This is a genomic window from Streptomyces sp. SGAir0957 (assembly GCF_043523415.1).
Genome location: NZ_CP027293.1, coordinates 4,086,706 through 4,106,854, shown reverse-complemented (window position 1 = coordinate 4,106,854; position 20,149 = coordinate 4,086,706). Strand labels below are relative to the sequence as shown.

Annotated in this window: 19 protein-coding genes; 9 read left to right on the top strand and 10 right to left on the bottom strand. The window is 71.9% G+C overall.

Translation table 11 applies throughout. From position 1 onward, the window contains the following. Window positions 1-33: 33 nt before the first annotated feature. From C1N81_RS23210 to C1N81_RS23200, 3 genes are all read right to left on the bottom strand, one after another. Window positions 34-684 carry a hypothetical protein gene (locus C1N81_RS23210; RefSeq protein ID WP_394432078.1) on the bottom strand — a complete coding sequence of 217 codons (651 nt, stop codon included), beginning with the start codon at window positions 682-684 and terminating at the stop codon, window positions 34-36. An 89-nt stretch (window positions 685-773) separates the two neighbouring features. Beyond that, window positions 774-1,448 (bottom strand): GntR family transcriptional regulator, encoded by a 675-nt coding sequence (locus tag C1N81_RS23205; protein WP_394432076.1) that lies wholly within the window; start codon window positions 1,446-1,448, stop codon window positions 774-776. Window positions 1,449-1,592: 144 nt separating this feature from the next. Next, on the bottom strand, window positions 1,593-2,327 hold the full coding sequence (locus C1N81_RS23200; protein ID WP_394432075.1) for an SLATT domain-containing protein: 735 nt from the start codon (window positions 2,325-2,327) through the stop codon (window positions 1,593-1,595). 238 nt (window positions 2,328-2,565) lie between these two features. Between C1N81_RS23200 and C1N81_RS23195 the strand changes: the two genes are divergently transcribed. From C1N81_RS23195 to C1N81_RS23165, 7 genes are all read left to right on the top strand, one after another. Continuing rightward, window positions 2,566-2,916, top strand: a complete 351-nt coding sequence (locus C1N81_RS23195; RefSeq protein ID WP_394432073.1) for a YbaB/EbfC family nucleoid-associated protein — start codon at window positions 2,566-2,568, stop codon at window positions 2,914-2,916. 67 nt (window positions 2,917-2,983) lie between these two features. Beyond that, a complete protein-coding gene (recR, locus tag C1N81_RS23190; protein ID WP_018529216.1) occupies window positions 2,984-3,583 on the top strand; it encodes a recombination mediator RecR in 600 nt (199 codons plus the stop codon). After that, complete coding sequence (locus tag C1N81_RS23185; protein WP_361068852.1) at window positions 3,576-4,241, top strand: DUF5063 domain-containing protein; 666 nt, start codon at window positions 3,576-3,578, stop codon at window positions 4,239-4,241. The genes recR and C1N81_RS23185 overlap by 8 nt, the downstream gene beginning before the upstream one ends. Window positions 4,242-4,483: 242 nt before the next feature. Next, window positions 4,484-5,770, top strand: a complete 1,287-nt coding sequence (locus C1N81_RS23180) for an aspartate kinase (RefSeq protein ID WP_394432071.1) — start codon at window positions 4,484-4,486, stop codon at window positions 5,768-5,770. Then, entirely contained in the window at window positions 5,770-6,843 is a 1,074-nt protein-coding gene (locus C1N81_RS23175; protein WP_394432069.1) for an aspartate-semialdehyde dehydrogenase, read from the top strand. Before C1N81_RS23180 ends, C1N81_RS23175 begins: the two co-directional genes overlap by 1 nt. Before the next feature lie 375 nt (window positions 6,844-7,218). Continuing rightward, complete coding sequence (locus C1N81_RS23170) at window positions 7,219-7,908, top strand: SigE family RNA polymerase sigma factor (RefSeq protein WP_394432067.1); 690 nt, start codon at window positions 7,219-7,221, stop codon at window positions 7,906-7,908. A gap of 110 nt (window positions 7,909-8,018) precedes the next feature. Beyond that, window positions 8,019-9,071, top strand: a complete 1,053-nt coding sequence (locus C1N81_RS23165) for a hypothetical protein (RefSeq protein WP_394432066.1) — start codon at window positions 8,019-8,021, stop codon at window positions 9,069-9,071. 20 nt (window positions 9,072-9,091) lie between these two features. On the opposite strand, the gene C1N81_RS23160 is transcribed toward C1N81_RS23165, so the two are convergent. The 3 genes from C1N81_RS23160 to C1N81_RS23150 form a co-directional block, all read right to left on the bottom strand. Next, entirely contained in the window at window positions 9,092-9,940 is an 849-nt protein-coding gene (locus tag C1N81_RS23160; protein WP_394432064.1) for an SURF1 family protein, read from the bottom strand. A gap of 58 nt (window positions 9,941-9,998) precedes the next feature. Further along, on the bottom strand, window positions 9,999-11,831 hold the full coding sequence (locus C1N81_RS23155) for a S9 family peptidase (RefSeq protein WP_394432062.1): 1,833 nt from the start codon (window positions 11,829-11,831) through the stop codon (window positions 9,999-10,001). Window positions 11,832-12,158: 327 nt separating this feature from the next. Further along, the gene (locus C1N81_RS23150) at window positions 12,159-13,541 is read right to left on the bottom strand and encodes a helix-turn-helix domain-containing protein (protein WP_394432060.1); all 1,383 of its coding nucleotides are present in this window, start codon (window positions 13,539-13,541) and stop codon (window positions 12,159-12,161) included. A gap of 158 nt (window positions 13,542-13,699) precedes the next feature. On the opposite strand from C1N81_RS23150, the gene C1N81_RS23145 reads away from it, so the two are divergent. After that, window positions 13,700-15,013, top strand: a complete 1,314-nt coding sequence (locus C1N81_RS23145) for a M64 family metallopeptidase (protein WP_394432058.1) — start codon at window positions 13,700-13,702, stop codon at window positions 15,011-15,013. Window positions 15,014-15,185: 172 nt separating this feature from the next. Here the strand turns inward: C1N81_RS23145 and C1N81_RS23140 are convergent, their stop codons facing one another. From C1N81_RS23140 to C1N81_RS23125, 4 genes are all read right to left on the bottom strand, one after another. Next, window positions 15,186-15,986 (bottom strand): SDR family oxidoreductase, encoded by an 801-nt coding sequence (locus C1N81_RS23140; RefSeq protein WP_394432056.1) that lies wholly within the window; start codon window positions 15,984-15,986, stop codon window positions 15,186-15,188. Further along, entirely contained in the window at window positions 15,983-17,662 is a 1,680-nt protein-coding gene (locus C1N81_RS23135) for an FAD-binding dehydrogenase (RefSeq protein WP_394432054.1), read from the bottom strand. The genes C1N81_RS23140 and C1N81_RS23135 overlap by 4 nt, the downstream gene beginning before the upstream one ends. Beyond that, window positions 17,659-18,270: a TetR/AcrR family transcriptional regulator gene (locus tag C1N81_RS23130; RefSeq protein WP_394432052.1), complete on the bottom strand. Its 612-nt coding sequence runs from the start codon at window positions 18,268-18,270 to the stop codon at window positions 17,659-17,661. The genes C1N81_RS23135 and C1N81_RS23130 overlap by 4 nt, the downstream gene beginning before the upstream one ends. Before the next feature lie 114 nt (window positions 18,271-18,384). Further along, window positions 18,385-18,966, bottom strand: a complete 582-nt coding sequence (locus tag C1N81_RS23125) for a TMEM165/GDT1 family protein (protein ID WP_394432050.1) — start codon at window positions 18,964-18,966, stop codon at window positions 18,385-18,387. Between the two features lie 400 nt (window positions 18,967-19,366). On the opposite strand from C1N81_RS23125, the gene C1N81_RS23120 reads away from it, so the two are divergent. Beyond that, window positions 19,367-20,122 carry a Crp/Fnr family transcriptional regulator gene (locus C1N81_RS23120; RefSeq protein ID WP_394432048.1) on the top strand — a complete coding sequence of 252 codons (756 nt, stop codon included), beginning with the start codon at window positions 19,367-19,369 and terminating at the stop codon, window positions 20,120-20,122. Window positions 20,123-20,149 lie beyond the last annotated feature (27 nt).

The following is a 20,149-nucleotide window of genomic DNA, read 5'->3' as shown; positions in this document are numbered from 1 at the left end:
TGCCCGGACGGCGCCCCCACGTCCTGTCGCGGCTCAGCTGAAGATGATCATCGAGCCCTGGGCCAGGCTGCGCGTCGCCGCCTGGTGCAGGCCCAGCCAGACATGGCGCTCCCGGGCGAACGGGCCCTCGCCGGGGGCGACCGGCGCCGCCGGTTCCTCCAGCTCCGTGGGGGCCGCGGGCGGGGCCGGGGGGCGCGGCGGGTTCGCCGGATCGATGCCGATCGACGGAGCCACGTACTCCAGTTCGCGCAGCAAGGCGTGCGAGGAGCCCAGCGGGCCGCCGCCCTCGAGCAACTCGTCGTTCGACAGCGGCGCCGGGAAGTCCACGGGGACGTACGCGCCCGCGTGGTCGTAATGCCACACCAGGTGCGACGCCTGCGCCGTCGACTCGAACATCTCCAGCAACTGCTCGTAGTCGCCGCCCAGTTCGTCCACCGGCGTCACCGCGAGCCCGCACATCTGCAACAGGTACGCGCGGCGCAGGAAATGCAGCGCGTCGTAGTCGAACCCCGCCACCGGGGCCACGTCGCCGGACAGGCCCGGCATGTACGCGTAGACCGGGACCGGGGGCAGGCCCGCCTCGTGCAAGGCCTTGTCGTAGAGCGCGAGTTCTTCCGCGAACGGGTTGTCGGGGCTGTGGCACAGCACGTCGACCAGCGGGACGAGCCACAGATCACAGGCCAAGGGGGCTCCTTAGGGCTCCGGTTGTCAGGTCAGGGTAGTGCGAGGCGGCCCGGCACAGCCCTGTCTTGCGGGTACCCGCCCACACGGTTTCAGCGGCCCGGCTTGCCCGCGAGGCGTTCCAGGAGATCGAGCGAGTCCCGGTTGTACCCCGCGATGATCGCCTGCGCCGCCGGGGCGTCCTGGCGGGCCAGCGCGTCCACGAGCGCGCAGTGGCCGGACCACAGGGCGCCCCGCAGGTCGTCGGCGCGGCGCAGGAGCGGGACCGCGCACATCCAGGACTGGACGCGCAGACGGTGGAAGAAGTCCGACAGGTACGGGTTGCCGAACAGGGCGGCCAGCTCGCGCCAGAACCTCAGGTCGTAGCCGATCAGGACGTTCAGGTCACCGGCGCCCGCCGCGCGGGCCGCCTCCTCGCCGCGGCGGCGCACCCCCGTGAGGGCGCCCTCCGGGATCTCGGGCAGTACGCGGAAGATGCCGTCCGCGACCAGGCTGCGGGCCTCGACGATCGCGCGGTAGTCGGTCAGGGAGTACTCGTGTACACGGAAGCCACGGTGCTGGGCGGATTCCAGGAGGCCCTTCGCGGTCAGGTCGACCAGGGCCTCGCGGACCGGGGTCGCCGACACGCCGTAGCCCTCGGCGATCTCCTTGACCGTGAACTCCTGACCCGGGCTCAGGCGTCCCGCCAGGATCTCGTCGCGCAGGGCGTCCGCGATCTGCTGGCGCAGGGTGCTGCGGGTGACGGCGGGGCCGTCGAAAGCGGGCACGAGCGGGTCCCCCGGTCTACCTGTCCGTCAACGTCCCCCGAACTTTATGCCCCCGGCGGAACCCGGCGTTCCCGCGTTCCCCACCCACCCGCCCCTCAGGGCTTTGAGGGGACTCCGTCCCCTCGCACCCCTTCGCCCCCGCCCCTACCTCGGCTCCGGCGGTCGTTGCCTCGGCATGTTCGGGCGGGTGCCCGGGGGCAGGGGGAAGCGGGGCGTTGGAGGGTCCTGGTGGCGATGCGGCGTCGGGATCATCGGGTGGAGGGAGATCGGGAGCGGGCCCGTGCGGAAGTGGAGCATCCAGTCCGCCGTCTCGGCGCGGACCAGCTCCGTCACGTCCTCCGAGAAGCGGCGCAGCACCGCGAGGCACCGCTCGGCCGCCTCGCCCGCCGTGCCCTCGGTCGGGCCGAGCACCTCGCGGACGCACTCCGACGCCCAGTCGAACTGGAGCGTCTGGAGGCGGCGCTGCACCGCCTGCGCCGTCGCCACGTCCCGCATCCAGCCGGACGTGAGGCCGAACCAGCGGTCGCAGCCCACACAGGCCACCGTGAGCAGGAGGCCCAGGTAGCCCCAGATCGCGGCACCGGTCACCGCCCCCGCCAGATCGAGCAGCGGCAGCGCCCCCGCGGCCAGCGCCCCGAGCACCGCCCCGCCGCGCAGCACCCGCGCCACCCGCCGTTTCCACGCCCGCTCGGCCAGGTACCAGCTCGCCGTCCGCAGGGCCCCGCGCTCCACCCACCGGTACAGCTCGTCGAGCCGCTCGGCCGGTTCGCCCCAGTCGCCGAGCGGGAACTCCCGGCCCGTGAGGTCGTCCGAGGTGCTGCGGCCCTCGCCCGGCCCCTTCTGGGGCGGTCCTTCGGGCTGCATGTCCGGCTGACTCACCCGGCACTCCTCGATCGGTCACGGTTGGTAAGGCATCTTCCTACCGCCCAATGGGTGGCCCGGGCCCCGATTCCGCGGCTTTTCCGCTCAGACGTGGGCCCTCATCAGGGAGAGAAAAGCGGCGCATCTCACTCGAAAGAGTGCAGTGCGAGGTGCCGGGGCGGGCACTCCCCGGACCACGTAGGCTCGTTTCAGGGGCGCGTCCGCGCCCGACGACTACGCGGAACAGGAGCTGATCGTGATCCCCGGTGGTGGCCAGCCCAACATGCAGCAGCTGCTCCAGCAGGCCCAGAAGATGCAGCAGGACCTCGCGGCGGCCCAGGAGGAGCTGGCGCGGACCGAGGTCGACGGCCAGGCGGGCGGCGGCCTCGTCAAGGCGACGGTGACGGGCTCCGGCGAGCTGCGCGGCCTGGTCATCGACCCGAAGGCGGTCGACCCGGAGGACACCGAGACCCTCGCCGACCTGGTCGTCGCCGCGGTCCAGGCGGCGAACGAGAACGCGCAGACGCTCCAGCAGCAGAAGCTCGGCCCGCTGGCCCAGGGCCTCGGCGGGGGCGGCGCGAGCGGTATCCCGGGCCTCCCCTTCTAGCCCCGGCGCCGACTACCGTACGAGCCAGAGACACCATCAGCAGAACCCGACGGAAGGCATCCGACCCGTGTACGAAGGCGTGGTCCAGGACCTCATCGACGAACTGGGCAGACTGCCCGGCGTCGGTCCCAAGAGCGCGCAGCGGATCGCCTTCCACATCCTGCAGGCCGAGCCGACGGACGTCCGCCGGCTCGCGCAGGCGCTGATGGAGGTCAAGGCGAAGGTCCGCTTCTGCGCGACGTGCGGGAACGTGGCGCAGGAGGAGCTGTGCAACATCTGCCGCGATCCGCGCCGCGACCTCTCCGTCATCTGTGTGGTCGAGGAGCCGAAGGACGTCGTGGCGATCGAGCGCACGCGTGAGTTCCGCGGCAAGTACCACGTGCTCGGCGGCGCCATCAGCCCGATCGAGGGCGTGGGCCCGGACGACCTGCGGATCAGGGAGCTGCTCGCCCGCCTCGCGGACGGCACGGTCACCGAGCTGATCCTCGCGACCGACCCGAACCTGGAGGGCGAGGCGACAGCGACGTACCTCGCCCGGATGATCAAGCCCATGGGCCTGAAGGTCACCCGCCTGGCCAGCGGCCTCCCCGTCGGGGGCGACCTGGAGTACGCGGACGAGGTCACCCTCGGCCGGGCTTTCGAGGGGAGACGACTCCTAGATGTCTGACGCCACGCTGCACGCCACCGCTCCGGATCCGGACGACTTCGCCGTCCAGATCTCCGACCAGATCGAGTCGTTCATCGTCGCGGTCACCGAGATCGCGAAGGGCGACGAGCCCGACTCCGCCATCCCGTTCCTGCTGCTCGAGGTCTCCCAGCTGATGCTCGCGGGCGGTCGGCTCGGCGCGCACGAGGACATCGTCCCGGACGAGCGCTACGAGCCGGACCTCGGCCCGGAGCAGGACGTGGACGAGATGCGGGAGCGGCTCGCCGCGATGCTCGCGCCGGTCGACGTGTACTCCGAGGTCTTCGACCCGTACGAGCCGCGCAAGGCCCGGGTCGCGGCGCGGATCTCCGACGACCTGACGGACGTGGTCGCCGATCTGCGCCACGGCATGGCGCACTACCGCGCGGGCCGGGTCACGGAGGCGCTGTGGTGGTGGCAGTTCTCGTACTTCTCGAACTGGGGCTCCACCGCGTCGGCGACGCTGCGCGCGCTGCAGTCCCTGGTCGCGCACGTGCGGCTCAACCAGCCCCTGGACGACCTCGACGGCCTGGACACGGACGAGGACCTGTCCGGCGCCGAGGACACGCTCGCCGAGGAGGCCGGGCAGGTCATGGTGGAGGAGATCGCCGGTCCGCTCGGTCTGCGGCCCGTCAAATAGCCCTCGGGCAGGCACCGCATCCGCACGTGAGCTGGCCCACTTTCCGCTTGCCCGGGTCCCCGTTGGGCATGTGCTTGATCGGGCGGCCGGACCCCGGTCAGAGAGTCCCCGGTGATCACGTCGTGAGCGGGACATCTCACGATGCGGTATCGCCGGGGCGGATTTCGGCCGCTCGTTAAACTGAGCCGACCGCAGTACGCATACGTACATGTGGTGACAGACGGACTGAGCGAGGAGCGCACGTGGGCCTTGTCGTGCAGAAGTACGGAGGCTCCTCCGTAGCCGATGCCGAGGGCATCAAGCGGGTCGCCAAGCGCGTGGTGGACGCCAAGAAGAACGGCAACCAGGTGGTTGTCGTGGTGTCCGCGATGGGTGACACGACGGATGAGTTGATCGATCTCGCCGAGCAGGTATCCCCGATCCCTGCCGGGCGCGAATTCGACATGCTGCTGACCGCCGGGGAGCGGATCTCCATGGCGCTGCTTGCCATGGCGATCAAAAACCTGGGCCACGAGGCCCAGTCGTTCACGGGCAGCCAGGCCGGCGTCATCACCGACTCGGTCCACAACAAAGCCCGGATCATCGACGTCACCCCCGGGCGCATCCGGACCTCCATCGAAGAGGGCAACATCGCCATCGTCGCGGGGTTCCAGGGCGTCAGCCAGGAGGGCAAGAACATCACGACCCTCGGGCGTGGTGGCTCGGACACCACGGCCGTGGCGCTCGCCGCCGCGCTCGACGCCGAGGTCTGTGAGATCTACACCGACGTCGACGGTGTGTTCACCGCCGACCCGCGCGTGGTGAAGAAGGCGCGGAAGATCGACTGGATCTCCTTCGAGGACATGCTGGAGCTGGCCAGCTCCGGGTCGAAGGTGCTGCTCCACCGCTGTGTGGAGTACGCCCGCCGCTACAACATCCCGATCCATGTGCGGTCCAGCTTCAGCGGACTGAAGGGCACCTGGGTCAGCAACGAGCCGATCGAGAAGAAGCAGCAAGGGGACAAGGCCGTGGAGCAGGCGATCATCTCCGGTGTCGCGCACGACACCTCCGAGGCCAAGATCACCGTGGTCGGTGTGCCGGACAAGCCGGGCGAGGCCGCGAAGATCTTCCGGGCTGTGGCGGACGCCGCGATCAACCTCGACATGATCGTCCAGAACGTGTCGGCGGCGTCGACCGGTCTGACGGACATCTCCTTCACGCTGCCCAAGACCGAGGGCCGCAAGGCCATCGACGCCCTGGAGAAGCAGCGCGCCAACGTGGGCTTCGACTCGCTGCGCTACGACGACCAGATCGCCAAGATCTCCCTGGTCGGCGCCGGTATGAAGACGAACCCGGGCGTCACGGCCGGGTTCTTCGAGGCGCTCACCGACGCGGGCGTCAACATCGAGCTGATCTCCACCTCCGAGATCCGCATCTCCGTCGTCACCCGCGCCGACGACGTGAACGAGGCCGTGCGCGCCGTGCACTCCGCCTTCGGACTCGACTCGGACTCCGACGAGGCCGTGGTCTACGGGGGCACCGGCCGCTGATGGCCGCAGCCGATCCCGCAGGGCGTCCGACGCTCGCGGTCGTGGGAGCGACCGGGAGCGTCGGCGCCGTGCTGTTGCAGATCTTGTCGCAGCACGCGGACATCTGGGGCGAGATCCGGCTCGTCGCCTCGGCCCGCTCGGCGGGGCGCAAGCTCACCGTGCGCGGCGCCGAGGTCGAGGTGGTGGCCCTGGAGGAGTCCGTCTTCGACGGGGTCGACGTCGCCATGTTCGACGTGCCCGACGAGGTCGCCGCCGAGTGGGCCCCGGTCGCCGCGTCCAAGGGCGTCGTGGTCGTGGACAACTCGGCCGCGTTCCGGATGGACCCGGACGTGCCGCTGGTCGTCCCCGAGGTCAATCCGCACGCCGCGCGCGTGCGCCCGCGCGGGATCATCTCCAGCGCCAACTGCACGACGCTGTCGATGATCGTGGCGGTCGGCGCGCTCCATGCCGAGTTCGGCCTCGACGAGCTGGTCGTCTCCAGCTACCAGGCCGTCAGCGGCGCGGGCCGGGCCGGCGTCGAGACGCTGCGCGCCCAGCTCTCCCTCGTCGCCGGTACGGAGCTGGGGACGAGCCCGGGCGATGTGCGCCGGGCCGTCGGCGACCGGACCGGGCCCTTCCCCGAGCCGGTCGCGCTGAACGTCGTGCCGTGGGCCGGATCGCTGCGCGAGGACGGCTGGTCGTCGGAGGAGATGAAGGTGCGGGACGAGACCCGCAAGATCCTCGGGCTGCCCGGTCTGCGGGTGGCCGTCACCTGTGTGCGGGTGCCGGTCGTCACGACGCACTCCGCCACCGTCCACGCCCGCTTCCAGAGCGAGGTCACCGTGGACAAGGCGCGCGAGATCCTCGCGACCGCGCCCGGTGTCGTCCTCTTCGACAACCCGGCCGCCGGTGAGTTCCCCACGCCCGCCGACGCGGTGGGCACCGATCCGACCTGGGTGGGCCGGGTGCGGCGCTCGCTCGACGACCCGAACGGGCTCGAACTCTTCGTCTGCGGGGACAATCTGCGCAAAGGCGCCGCTCTCAACACCGCGCAGCTCGCCGAGCTGGTGGCCGCGGAGTTCACCGGGGCCTGAGCGACGGGCGCATATGCCAAACGACTGTCGATCTCCCTCTTCACATATACGGATCGCCTCGTAGGATCTGTGAGAGTTCTGTGGAAGGAAGTGGTTCACACCACTTGACGGCACCTTCTGGTCCGAACCCCGGTCGTCCGAAAGAAATCCTCCCCGTCCCGCAACCGCAAGCAGGGCGGGGAGCGTCTCTGCGGGCACTCTCGGGGCGGCGGCCTTCAGCCGGGGCCGGACACAGAGGGCTATTCGGGGCGTAGGGGAAGAGCAGGTACGCATGTCGGCATTTGACGGGTCGTCATCGGTGGGGATGACGGAGTCTGTCGCAAATGAGGCGCCACACGCGTACAACCCTGACGGGGGGAAGCGTGTCCAACAGGCGTGGCAGAGGTACTCGACTTCACAGCGGTACAGGCGAGAGGCACGGCCTTGCGGCCCTCCCTCCCGACCCTCGCGCCCCTGGGGACCAGGCGTCCCCGCGGCGGCGCGGCCGGCGGCATGCCGGTGATCGCCCCCATGCCCGCGGCGCGGCCGGCGCAGCTTCCGGCACAACAGGGCGTTGACGACGTGACGGCGGCGGGCACCACAGTCGACCATCTCACCGAGACGTACCGCGCCCACTACCGCTCCCTCCTGGGACTCGCGGCGCTGCTCCTCGACGACACGGCCTCCTGCGAGGACGTCGTCCAGGAGGCGTTCATCCGGGTCCACTCCGCGCGCAAACGCGTCCGTGACCCCGAGAAGACGCTGGCGTACCTGCGCCAGACCGTCGTCAATCTCTCGCGCTCCACGCTGCGCCGCCGCATCCTCGGCCTGAAGCTGCTCACCAAGCCGATGCCCGACATGGCGAGCGCGGAGGAGGGCGCGTACGACCTCCTGGAGCGTGACGCCCTGAAGGCGGCGCTGCGCGGGCTCCAGCGGCGCCAGCGCGAGGTGCTCGTCATGCGCTACTTCGCGGACATGACCGAGGCACAGGTCGCCGACGCGCTCGGGATATCCCTGGGGTCCGTGAAGGCGTACGGTTCCCGTGGCATCGCCGCACTGCGCGTCGCCATGGAGGCGCCGGCATGAGCCCCGCCCCCCGTGACCCCGACGACGACCGGCCCGGGAACCCCGGCCACCCGCACCATCAGCATGACTCTGAGCACCACGCGCAGGACGAGCACGCAGGGAACGCAACTGTGAACGACGCACCCCGTCGTCCGGCCGATGCGGAGGCCGACGACGAGCTGGAACTGCGGCGGATGATGCGGCAGGCCGTCGCCGACATCGCCCCCACGGACGAGGCCCTCGACCGGCTGCGGCGCGCGGTGCCCGCCCGCCGGGCCCGCAAGCGGCAGGCCCTGGTCGGCGCGGTCGCCGCCGGGGTGTTCGTCGCGATGGCGGTGCCCGCCGTGCTGCACGTGACGAAGACGGCCTCCTCCGACCACCCTTCCATCGCCGGCCACAGTGAGGCCTCGCAGGGCAGCACCGGCGCCGGCACCTCGGACGGGCACGGCTCCAAGGAGAGCGGCGGCACGCCCTCCCACGCGGAGGAGCGCGAGAAGGCCGACAAGAAGGACGAGGACAAGGGCGGCAAGGAGAAGGGCGGCGTGAGCCACGGGGCGAGCGGGGGCCCCGACCCCGCGTCCACGGCCGCCGCGACCTCCCCGGTCTGCGACGCGAACGACCTGAGCGAGGCCGTCGCCACCGTCGGCCAGCCGCAGGCGGACGGCACGGTCTACGGCTCGTTCCGGGTGTCGAACGGTTCGGCCGGCAACTGCACGGTCGACAGCCCCGGCGCCGTCGTCACCCTCGCCGAGGGCGCGGCCGACCCCGCCCGGGTCAGCGTCGTCGACCACACGGCGGGCGACCGCGCGACCGGCCTGCCCGACCCGTCGACCGAGCCGGGCCAGCTGATCCTCGAACCGGGGATGGCCTACGAGGTGCGGTTCGCCTGGGTGCCGTCGGCGACCTGCCCCTCGACGGGCGGCTCCACCGGAGGCAGCACCGCGCCCAGCAACGGCGGCGGGGAGCCGACACCCACGCCGACGCCGACCAGCGGCAGCACGGGTTCGTCCGGCGACTCGACCACGTCCGACTCCGGCCTGTCGGCGCAGCTCGGCAGCGAGGACGAGCCGGGCAGCGTCGTCGTGTCGCACACGGCGGAGCCCGGCGCGCCGAGCGCGGCCGCGACGATCCCGGACGCGTGCGCGGGCACGGTGTACCGGACGGGCGTGCTCCCGGCGTCGTAGGCGACGGACCGGCGTGGCCGTCAGACCGTCTTCGCGGGGGCTTCCGCGGCCGTCTCCCCGGCGGGTCCGGGCTCCTCGGCGCTCCCGGGCTCCTCGTCGGGTCCGGGCTCCTCGGTGAGCCCCAGCTCCGCGTCGCGCAGGGCCTCCGCCTCGCGGCGGACCAGGCGGAACCACATGAAGAGCACGAAGCCCGCGAAGACGAACCACTCGCCGGTGTAGCCGAGGTTCTGGAACGCCTTGAGGTCGAGGCCGCTGCCCTGGGCCATGTCGGCCGGGACGGGCTCCATCGTGCCGTCGGCCGTGTCGAGCGTGACCCAGGCGTCGTACACGTCGTACGGCACCAGGTTGACCAGGGACGCCGCGCTGATCATGCCGACCTGTCCCGGGGGCAGGCCGCCCGCGGAGGACACGCCGTTCGACCCCGAGGACTCGGACGCCTGCAACGCGCCGACCACGGTGACGTCGCCCTTCGGCGGCGCGGGCGCCTTCGCCGCGGACGCGGTGCCGGGCAGCCAGCCGCGGACCACGGGGAGCGCCTTGCCGGTGCCGTCGACCTTGAGGAGCGTCACGACGTAGAAGCCGGTGCGCCGGTCGAGGTCGCGGTCGGGCACCAGGAGCTGCTTGTCGTAGTGGCCGGTGGCGGTGGCGCGCCTGCCCGAGGTCTTCTGGTCGACGGGGAGCAGCGAGGCGAGCGGCTCGGCGTCCGCCTTCTTGTTGGCGTCGCTCTGCTCGCTCGCGGACCGGTGGTCCTGCACCCGGTCCTCGAACCGGCTGAGCTGCCAGGAGCCCATGAAGACGCAGAAGGGGACCGCGAGCAGGACGAAGATGTTGATCCCCCACCAGCGGGGAGTCAGCAGGAACCGGTACACACCTACACGGTACGGGTCCGATGTAAGGACGGGTCCTGCGACCCCCGCGGGGCGGCTTCTAGGACCTCGGCGGCAAGTGTCGGCTCGCGAAGTCCAGTTCGAGGCGGAGCTGCTTGATGCGTTCCTCGACGACGAGGGAGCCGTGTCCGGCGTCGTACCGGTACACCTCGTGGACCGCGTCGCGGGCGGCGAGCCGGTCCACGTAGTTGTCGATCTGGCGGATCGGGCAGCGCGGGTCGTTGACGCCCGCCGAGATGTAGACCGGGGCCTTCACGTCGTCCACGTAGGTGAGCGGCGAGGAGACGGCGAAGCGGTCCGGGACCTCCTCGGGGGAGCCGCCGAGGAGCGTGCGGTCCATCGCCTTGAGGGCCTCCATCTCGTCCTCGTACGCCGCCACGTAGTCGGCGACCGGCACCGCCGCGAGGCCGAGCGCCCAGGCGCCGGGCTGGGTGCCGAGGCCGAGGAGGGTGAGGTAGCCGCCCCAGGAGCCGCCGGCCAGGACCAGGCGCTCCGGGTCGGCGAGGCCGGAGTCGACGGCCCAGGCGCGGACCGCCGCGATGTCCTCCAGCTCGATCAGGCCGACGCGGTGCTTGAGGGCGTCGGTCCACTCGCGGCCGTAGCCGGTCGAGCCCCGGTAGTTGACGCGGACGACCGCGTAGCCGTGGTCGACCCAGGCCGCCGGGCCCGCCGCGAAGGCGTCGGAGTCGTGCCAGGTGGGGCCGCCGTGGATCTCGAAGACGGTGGGGAGCGGCCCCGTGGCCCCGGCGGGCTTCTGGACGAGGGCGTGGATCCGGCCGCCGGGCCCGTCCACCCACGCGTCCTCGACGGGGACGGAGGCGGGGGCCTTCATGCCGGGCGCGTCGAGGACGACGCGGCCCGTGGTGGAGCGCACGGCGGGCGGCTGCTCGGCCGACGACCACAGGTACTCGACGGTGCCGTCGGGGCGCGCGGTGGCGCCCGACACCGACCCCGGCGGGGTCTCGACGCGGCTGAGCGCGCCGGACGCGAGGTCGTACCGCCACAGCTCGGAGCGGGCCTCGAACTCGTGGACGACGAGGAGGGCCGAGCCGTCCGGGTACCACTCGGCGGACACGTCGCCCGGCAGGTCGATGGCCAGGTCGGTCTGGTCGCCGGAGACGACGTCCCAGATCATCGGCTCCCAGCGGCCCCGCCGCTGGTGCCCGACGAGGAGCCGGGTGTCGCCCTGGACGGGCGCGAAGCCGAGCACCTCAAGGCCCAGCTCCTTCTCCCCGCCCTCCGTGTCGTCCAGCTCGGCCACGGTCGAACCGTCGAGCCGGACCACGCGCAGCGCCGAGTGCATCGCGTCGCCGTGCTCGGTGTGCTCCAGGGCGATGAACCCGCCGTCATGGCTCAGGTCACCTACCCCGGCGGACTCGCGGTGCCGGTAGATCTCGGCGGCGCGGCCGTCGCCGTCCGGCCGGACGACGTGGATGGTCGTCCCGTCCTCGTCGGTGGACCGGCCGATCACGGCGGTCCGCCCGTCCCGGCCGAGCGCGAGCCCGGCGGGGTAGGAGGGGGCGAGCCCCGGCACGGCCTCGGTGTCGGGGCCGCCGGTGAACGGCTGCCGCAGCCACACCCCGAACTCGTCCCCGTACGACGGTGCCTCGCCGGGCCCGGCGCCGCGCCCGTCGTCGAACCACCAGATCCACTCGCCGTCGGGGGAGAGCACCGCGTCCGTGGTGCCGTCCGGCCGGTCGGTGACCCGGCGCCGGTCGCCGGTGGTCCGGTCCCAGGCGTAGATCTCGTACGTGCCGGTCGCGTTGGACGTGAACAGGGCGCGGCCGGGGGCGTCCTCGGCCGCTTCGGGCAGGGAGACGCGCGGCGCGCGGAACCGCTTCTCCCAGTCGGGCATGGTCTCTGCGTCGGTCATGCCCTCCATCAAACCCGACGCCGGGGAAGGGACACACAGGGATGGTGACCCGGTGCGCCGTCCCTCCGGCGCCGCCCCGGAGAAAGGCGGCGTGACCCGGCCGGGGTGGTGCCACCGAGGGGAGTGGCCGGGTCCGCCTCGCAGGTGCTCCCGCTGAGCTGTGCCTGCCGTCCGTCGGCGGGCCGGGACGGGGAGGGGGAGTGGATGAGCTGCGCCGACGCGGCTCATCCGGCGCCCCGGATTCGGCGACGGTGAGAGGAATGTACGCCCGGAGGCGGCGCCTCGGAATACCCCACGCATTTATCTACGTATTTCAGCGTGGACGCGTCACAGAGGCGGCCGTGCCGGGGCCGGTCCGAGGGTCGTCGTGCCCGGCGCCGCCCGGTGGCCGAGCCCCGTGCGGTAGGTGTCCAGGGCCGCCTCGATCCGGCCCGTGCGCCGGTACAGGTCGCCGAGCAGGCGGCACAGGTCGGCGAGATCGCCCGCCGCGCCCGCGCGCTCCAGGAGGCTGAGCGCGTTGACGTAGTGCTCCTCCGCCTCCTCCACGGCGTCCGACTCCTGCGCGATGAGCCCGAGCAGCCGGTGCGCGCCCGCCGCGTGCACGGCCCCGCGCTCCGGGCTCAGCTCGCCGAGCAGGGACCGCAGGAGCTGCGCGGCCTCCTGGGGGCGGCCGAGCCTGCGCAGCACGTCGGCGAGTTCGACCTCGACCTGCTGGGTGTAGAGGGCGGCCCGCTTGGCGGAGAGCATGTCGCGGGCCGTGCGCAGCTCGGACTCGGCGTCGTGGAGCCGGCCGGCCTGCGCGTGGACGTAGCCGCGCATCCAGTGGCAGTGCGCCAGCTCCGTACGGATCTGGAGCTGCTGGTACAGCTCGGCGGCCTTGGCGAGGGAGGCGTCGGCCTCGGCCACCTTGCCCTCGGCGAGCAGCGTACGGGCCACGGAGCGGTGCATCTGGGCGACCAGTGCCGGGTCGCCGACCTGCGGCGCGAGCGCGAGCGCCAGCTCGGCGGAGTGCGCGGCGCGTGCGTGCGCGCCCATGTCCATGTACGGGGCGATGGACGCGGTGTAGAGCAGGACGAGCGCGTCCGGGTCGTGCAGGCCCCCCGTGTTGAGCCCGTCGAGGGCGGTCTCCAGGAGGTAGCAGGCGTACCGCAGGGAGCCGGAGAGGTAGTGGGCGAGGGCGCGGGCCCGGATCACCGGGACGCGCTGCGGGAGCGGGGCGCCCGCTTCGAGGAGCAGGGCGTCGGCGGTGTCGAAGTGGGTGCGGGCCAGCGCGAGTTCGCCGGTCTCCAGGGCGCATTCGCCGAGCCCGAGTTCGGCGGCGGCGTGTTCGGCGCCGAGCCCGTGCCGGGACGCCTCCGCGCTCAGCTCCCGGTACAGCTCGGCCGCCTCGCTCGCCGCGCCGGTCGCGAGCGCGCGCTGCGCCTCGGTCAGGCGGAGCCGCAGGCCCGTCGCGAGATGCGCGGAGCGCCCGGTGGCCAGCTCCTCGTACGTGACGCCGAGGCGTTCGGCGATGTGGCGCAGCGCGGCCTCGCTCGGGCGGACGCGGCCCGCTTCGAGGGTGGAGATGTAGGCGGGTGTGTAGGCGGGTTCGGCGACCTGGCGCTGGGTGAGGCCGCGCTCGGTGCGCAGCCGCAGGACGCGGCGGCCGACGGACTCCGGTTCGGGGTCCGCTGCGAGGGCCGGTGCGGGTTCCGGCGGTTGTTCTGGCATGACGCGGGTCGGCCGCCTTTCGCATGAGCTCCCTGGAGATCTCCGGGGTGCTTGCAGTTTCGCCTCTTGCCCGCCGCCCGGCCAACCCCCTAGGTTGAGCGCTCAGTTAAGGCGAGTTAAGTCTGCTTAATCTTCAACTTACTTACTGCGAGGTACCCGTGCGCGTCCGTACCCCCCTGGTCACCGCGATCGCCGCAGGCTGCCTCGCCACCGCCGCGCTCGGCGTCGCCGGGACGACGGCCAACGCCGGGCCCACCGAGGACACCAGGACCGTCGAGTACTTCCCCGACGCGCACGGCGCGGGTCGCCACGCCCAGGTCCCCACGACCGCCCCGGAGCGGATCGACGCGGCGCGCAAGGCCCCCGCGCGGACCCCGGACGCCACCACGGTCACCCCGGGACAGAAGACCGGCGCCTCCGACGGCCGCCTCGACCTGGTGATCATCGGCGACGGGTACACGGCCTCGCAGCAGGCCGACTTCCACGCGGACGCGCAGGCCAAGCTCGACGCGATCTTCGCGATCGAGCCGTACAAGAGCTACCAGGGCCTCTTCAACTTCTGGTTCGTGGACGCCGTCTCGAACCAGTCCGGCGTCTCCGGCGACCCCACCAAGAACGTCGTCAGGGACACAGCGGTGAGCAGCTACTTCTTCTGCTCCGACACCGAACGGCTCCTCTGCGTCGACGAGAAGAAGGTCGACACGTACGCCCGGCAGGCCCCCGCCTCCGACATCGTCTTCGTCATCTCCAACTCCACCAAGTACGGCGGCGCCGGGTACAGCGGCCTGACCTCCACGGCGGGCCACACCGGCATCGCCACCATGTCGTCCGACAACGACCTCTCCTACCTCATAGGCGCCCACGAACTCGGCCACTCCATAGGCCGCTTGGCGGACGAGTACCAGTACGCGGGCTACGGCACCTACCCGGGCGCCGAACCGGCCGAGCCCAACACCTCGAAGCTGACCGACGGCGCCATGCGCGCCGCACAGACCAAGTGGTACCGCTGGCTCGGCCAGAGCGACCCGGCGGGCGGCACGGTCGGCACGTACGAGGGCGGCGGCTACTACGAGTACGGCATCTACCGGCCCACCCAGAACTCGATCATGCGGGCCCTGGACACCGACGTCTTCAACCTGCCCGGCAGGGAAGCGATGATCGCGGGCTTCTACCGCGCCGCCGACCTCCTCACGCCCGCCACCCCGACGACCCGCACCCTCGACACCGGCGCCACCCTCCGCGTCGACCTGGCCCCGCTCCCGAAGGGCCTCTCCGACGTCCGCGTGCGGTGGTCCGTGGACGGTACGGAGGTGCCCGGGGCGCAGGGGCGGACCTTGAAGGCCGGCGCCCTGAAGCTGGGCAAGGGCAAGCACACGGTCACGGCGACGGCCACGGACCACACGACGGCGCTCCGCGATCCCGGGGCCCGTGCGGCGGCGACCAATAGCGTGAGCTGGACGGTCGCGCCGTAGAGCTTGCGGGGGTGCGCCCGGCCGCGGGTGCGACGTGGCCGGCCGCGCAGTTCCCCGCGCCCCTGAGATGCGCACTGCGTGCGCCCTCTCAGGGGCGCGGGGAACTGCGCGAGCAACCACGACGTGACGGGTGGTCGCGCACCAATGGGAAGCCCCACGGCGGGGGCCGGACCTACCTCAGCCCATGACGCCGGGCCACCATCAACTCACTCGCCCCGCGCGGCAGCACCCGCCGCAACGCGAAAACGACCGGCGCATTGCTCCCCACCGCATAGAACGCCCGGAGCCGCCGCGCCTCGACGACAGCCACGATCTTCGCCGCCACCTTCTCGGCGGAGATCCCGGACGCCTCGTTCCGGTTCAGAGCGGAGAGCATCGTGTCGTAGGCCTCCCGGAACGGCGACGACGCCCCCACGTACTGCGTGCGCCGTTCGCTGATCCCCGTGGCGATGGAGCCGGGTTCGACGGTCGTGATGCCGACCCCGTACGCCGCGTACTCCCGCCGCGCCGCGCTCGCGAACCCCTTGATCGCGGCTTTGGATGCGACGTACGACGACCGGTAGGCGAGCGGAAAGCTGGCGAGCATGGAGCCGACCATGACGACCCGCCCGCGCCCGCGCTCCCGCATCCCGGGAAGGAGAAGCTGGCTGAGCCGGACGGCCCCGAAGACGTTGAGCTGGAACAGCCGCCGGACGGCGTCCATGGGCAGTTCCTCGAAGGGCCCGCTCTGCGACTCACCCGCATTGTTGATGAGCACGTCCACGGCGCCCGCCGCGGCCGCGCACGCCTCGATGCTGCTCTCGTCGGCGAGATCGAGCGCGAGGTAAGTGACCCCGGAAACCGGCGACTTGACCTTCTCCGGGTCACGGCTGGTCCCGTACACCCGGTACCCCCGCCGCACCAGCGCGGCGGCGACCGCCGCCCCGATCCCGGACGACGCACCGGTCACCAGCGCCGTGCCGCGGGGGCTCACGCCAGGCTCCTGGCGAGGGCGCGACCGGCGGCCCGACCGGAGAAGATGCAGCCGCCGAGGAAGGTCCCTTCGAGCGCGTTGTAGCCGTGCACGCCGCCGCCGCCGAACCCGGCGACCTCCCCGGCCGCGTACAGCCCGTCGAAGACGGCCCCGTCGGGCCGGACGACCTGGGAGTCGAGCGTGGTCTCCAGTCCGCCGAGCGTCTTGCGGGTCAGCACGTGCAGGCGGACGGCGATGAGCGGGCCCTGCGCCGGGTCGAGGAGGCGGTGCGGCTTGGCGACGCGGGTGAGGCGGTCGGGCAGGTAGGCGCGGGCGTTGCGGACGGCCATGAGCTGGAGGTCCTTGCCGTACCCGTGCTCGGCCTCCCGGTCGCGGGCGACGATCTCGCGCTCCACCTGCTCGTAGGCGACGGGTGTCTCGGGCGTCAGCGCGTTCATCCCGGCGACGAGGTCCTTCAGGTTCCGCCGGACGACGAAGTCCTCGCCGCGGTCGAGGAACGCCTGGACGGGGCCCGGGGCGCCCTTCTTCACCCGTTGCAGCACCAGCTTCAGGTCCTTGCCGGTGATGTCGGGGTTCTGCTCGGACCCGGAGAGCGCGAACTCCTTCTCCACGATGGCCCGGGTCAGCACGAACCACGTGTGGCCGTGCCCGGTGGCGGTGATGTGCTTGAGCGTGGCGAGCGTGTCGTGCCCGGGGAAGAGCGGCGCGGGCAGCCGCTTGCCGGTGGCGTCCAGCCAGAGCGACGACGGGCCCGGGATGATCCGGATGCCGTGGCCCGGCCAGATCGGGTCCCAGTTCTTCAGGCCCTCGGTGTAGTGCCACATGCGGTCGCGGTTGACGATCGAGGCGCCCGCGCCCTCGGTGATCTCCAGCATCCGCCCGTCGACGTAGGCGGGCACGCCCGTGACCATCGACTCGGGTGGCTGTCCCATCCGCTCGACGGGCCAGTTCTTGCGGACCAGTTCGTGGTTGCCGCCGATGCCGCCCGAGGTGACGACGACGGCCTGGGCGCGCAGCTCGAAGTCGCCCGCGGTCTCCCGCGACGAGGCGACGCCGCGCCCCGCGTCGGACGGTGCGAGCAGCGTCCCGCGCACGCCGACGGCGGCCCCGTCCTCCACGATCAGCTCGTCCACCCGGTGCCGGTGCTTGAAGGTGACGAGCCCGCGCGCGGCCGCTTCGAGCACCGGCTCGCGGAAGACGCGGACGACCTCGGGGCCCGTGCCCCACGTGATGTGGAAGCGGGGCACCGAGTTGCCGTGCCCGGTGGCGGTGCCGGAGCCGCGCTCGGCCCAGCCGACGTTCGGGGTGACCTTGAGCCCGAGCCCGTAGAGGTAGTCGCGCTTCTCGCCGGCCGCGAAACCGACGTACGCCTCGGCCCACTTCCGGGGCCACCGGTCCTCGACCTCGCGATCGAACCCGGCGGAGCCCAGCCAGTCGGCGAGGGCCAGCTCGTAACTGTCCTTGATGCCCATGCGGCGCTGCTCGGGGCTGTCCACCAGGAAGAGGCCGCCGAGCGACCAGAACGCCTGGCCGCCCAGGTTCGCCGCGTTCTCCTGGTCGACGAGCACGACGCGCTTGCCCGCGCGCGTCAGCTCGTAGGTGGCGACGAGCCCGGCGAGCCCGGCCCCCACGACGATGACATCCGCACTGGCTCCGGTGCCCTTGGTCTCGCTCATGCGCTCTCCATGGGTGTGCTGTAGGCGTCGAGTACGAATCCGAACAGGGCCTCGCGACGGGCGCGTACGGCGTCGTCGTCCGGCTGGAGCAGGACCTGTACGGCGGTGCCGTCGTGGACGGCGACGAGCGCGTCCCCGAGGGCCCGCTCGTCGGTCACCCGCCGCCCGAGGCGGCGCAGCGCGCTCACGCACACCGGCAGGACCGCGTCGCGGATCGCCTGCTCGCGGGCGGCCATCACGCGGCGCAGGCCCGGGTTGCGCAGGGCGTGCGCGGTGAACTCGGCGGTGATCCGGTACCAGGCGTCGTCCACCGGGGCCGCGGCGATCGCGGCCCGCACGGCGGTCTCGGGGTCGGCCGGGTCGATGCCGGCAAGGGCGCGGCGCACATCGCCGAGCATCCGCGCGGAGCGCTCCTCCCACAAGGCGAGAAACAGCTCGTCGAGGGAGGTGAAGTTGGAGTAGAACGCGCCGCGGGTGAATCCGGCCCGGTCACAGACCTGCTCGACGGTGGAGCGGCCGAACCCCACCTCGGCGAACACGTCGAGCGCGGCGTCGAGGAGCCGCTGCCGCGTACGGGCGCGGCGCTTGGTCGGGGTCCCCGGCATCATCGCCTCCTGCGCCTCCTGCGCCGTCCGTATCGGCCGCGTCGGATACAGGAACGTATGCGATACGTTCCTGTATCGACAAGGGGCGTACGCGGGTGACCTGCGGCCGGGGCCGGATCAGATGAAGATCTCGACGACCGTCCACACGGCGAGCAGCAGCATGCACGCCCCGCCGATCCGCTGCACGGTCTTCAGCGGCACCCGCTTGGCGATGAACCGCCCGGCGACCAGCGCGAGCGCGGAGACGGACATCAGGGCGGCGGCGGAGCCGATGGCCGTGGACCAGGTGCCGTTGGTGGCGGCGAGGTTGGCGGTGGTGATCTGCGTCAGGTCGCCCCACTCGCTGATGAAGACGGCCGTGAACGCGGTGCCGAAGACGGGCCAGAACCCGGTCACGGTCTTCGCGCCCGCCTCGTCGTCCTCGTCGTCGTCGCCCCCGCGCAGCAGCATGAACGCGCCGAACGCGAACAGCAGCGCCGAGACGACCTTCACGATCCAGTCCGGCAGGAGCCCGAGCAGCGAACCGGCGCCCACCGCGATGGCGACGTGCACGATGAACGCGGCGGACGTGCCGAACCACACGTACAGCGGCTTCATCCGGGTGCCCATCGCCAGCGAGGCGAACATGGTCTTGTCCGGCAGCTCGGCGAGGAAGATCAGCCCGAAGGCGGTGATGATCGCCAGGGGGTCGAGATGCATGTGCGGGTGCTTTCTGTGCGGGCCGGGTCCGTGCACCCCACCCGCCGCGCGGAGAGGACCACTCGACCCGGCAGCGAGACACGTAGGCCCTACGTGTCGAGACACGTATCCCTACGCGTCTGTCGTTCTGCCTGGTCGAAGGTCTCGCCCACCCCAACCGCGTACGGTCCGGGCCCGGCCACCGGGAACCCGGGGGTTCCAGTGTGTCGACGACCGGTTCGCGGGGCTACTCCCCTTCGCTTGCGTGTTCAAGGGTACATGCCGGGGCCCGCGGCCGACGCGGAGCGGGACCGCCCGAGGAAAAGCGTTCGGCCAATCCCGACGTCCAGGCAAGTAAACCGGCCACATCCCTTCCCGCGCGCTTGCCACGGCGCGCCGCGACGGCAGCATGGACGGGCACTTGAACGGTGACGCGCTGCGCCACGGAGTGACATTGCGGGGGGCGTGCGTGGAACGGGTATGGCCAGCATCGACATTTCTCGGCCGGCTGCGCGAGACGACACGGAAAGAGCTGCTGAGCCAAGGCACCTTGATCAATTATCCGGCGCACCGCACATTGCTGCAGCAGGGCGAAGAGAGCCGCCACGTCCTGCTGCTCACGAGCGGTGTCGTGAAAGTCGTGGCCAGCGCCGAAAGCGGCTACGACATGCTGCTCGCCGTGCGCATAGGGGGCGATCTGGTCGGTGAGATGGCGGCCTTCGAGGACCGCCCCAGGTCCGGCACGGTGATCGCGTGCGGTGACGTGACCGCGCGGATCATCCAGATGCGGACCCTGGAGGCATTCCTCGCCCGGCACCCGGACGCCACCCTGGCCATCCTCCGCATGATCTGTGCCCGGCTGCGCTGGGCGAACCGGCGCCGGGTGGACTTCCAGGCCTACGACTTCCTGACCCGCCTCGCGCGGGTCCTCGCCGAGCTGTGCCAGGCGTACGCGCAACCCGCGCCCGACGCCCACGCCACCCGGTGCGACCTCGGGGTGACGCTGACGCAGAAGGAGCTGGCCTCGCTCGCCGGCCTCAAACTGAACACCGCGGAAAAGAATCTGGCCGCGCTGACGGCACAGGGCCTGGTGGAACGGCATTACCGGAACATAACAATCTGTGACGTCCCGAAACTGTTTGAATTCGCGAAAGTATTCGCGGACAACCCGTACTGATACGGAATCGCTCCGCGGCCCCGCTCA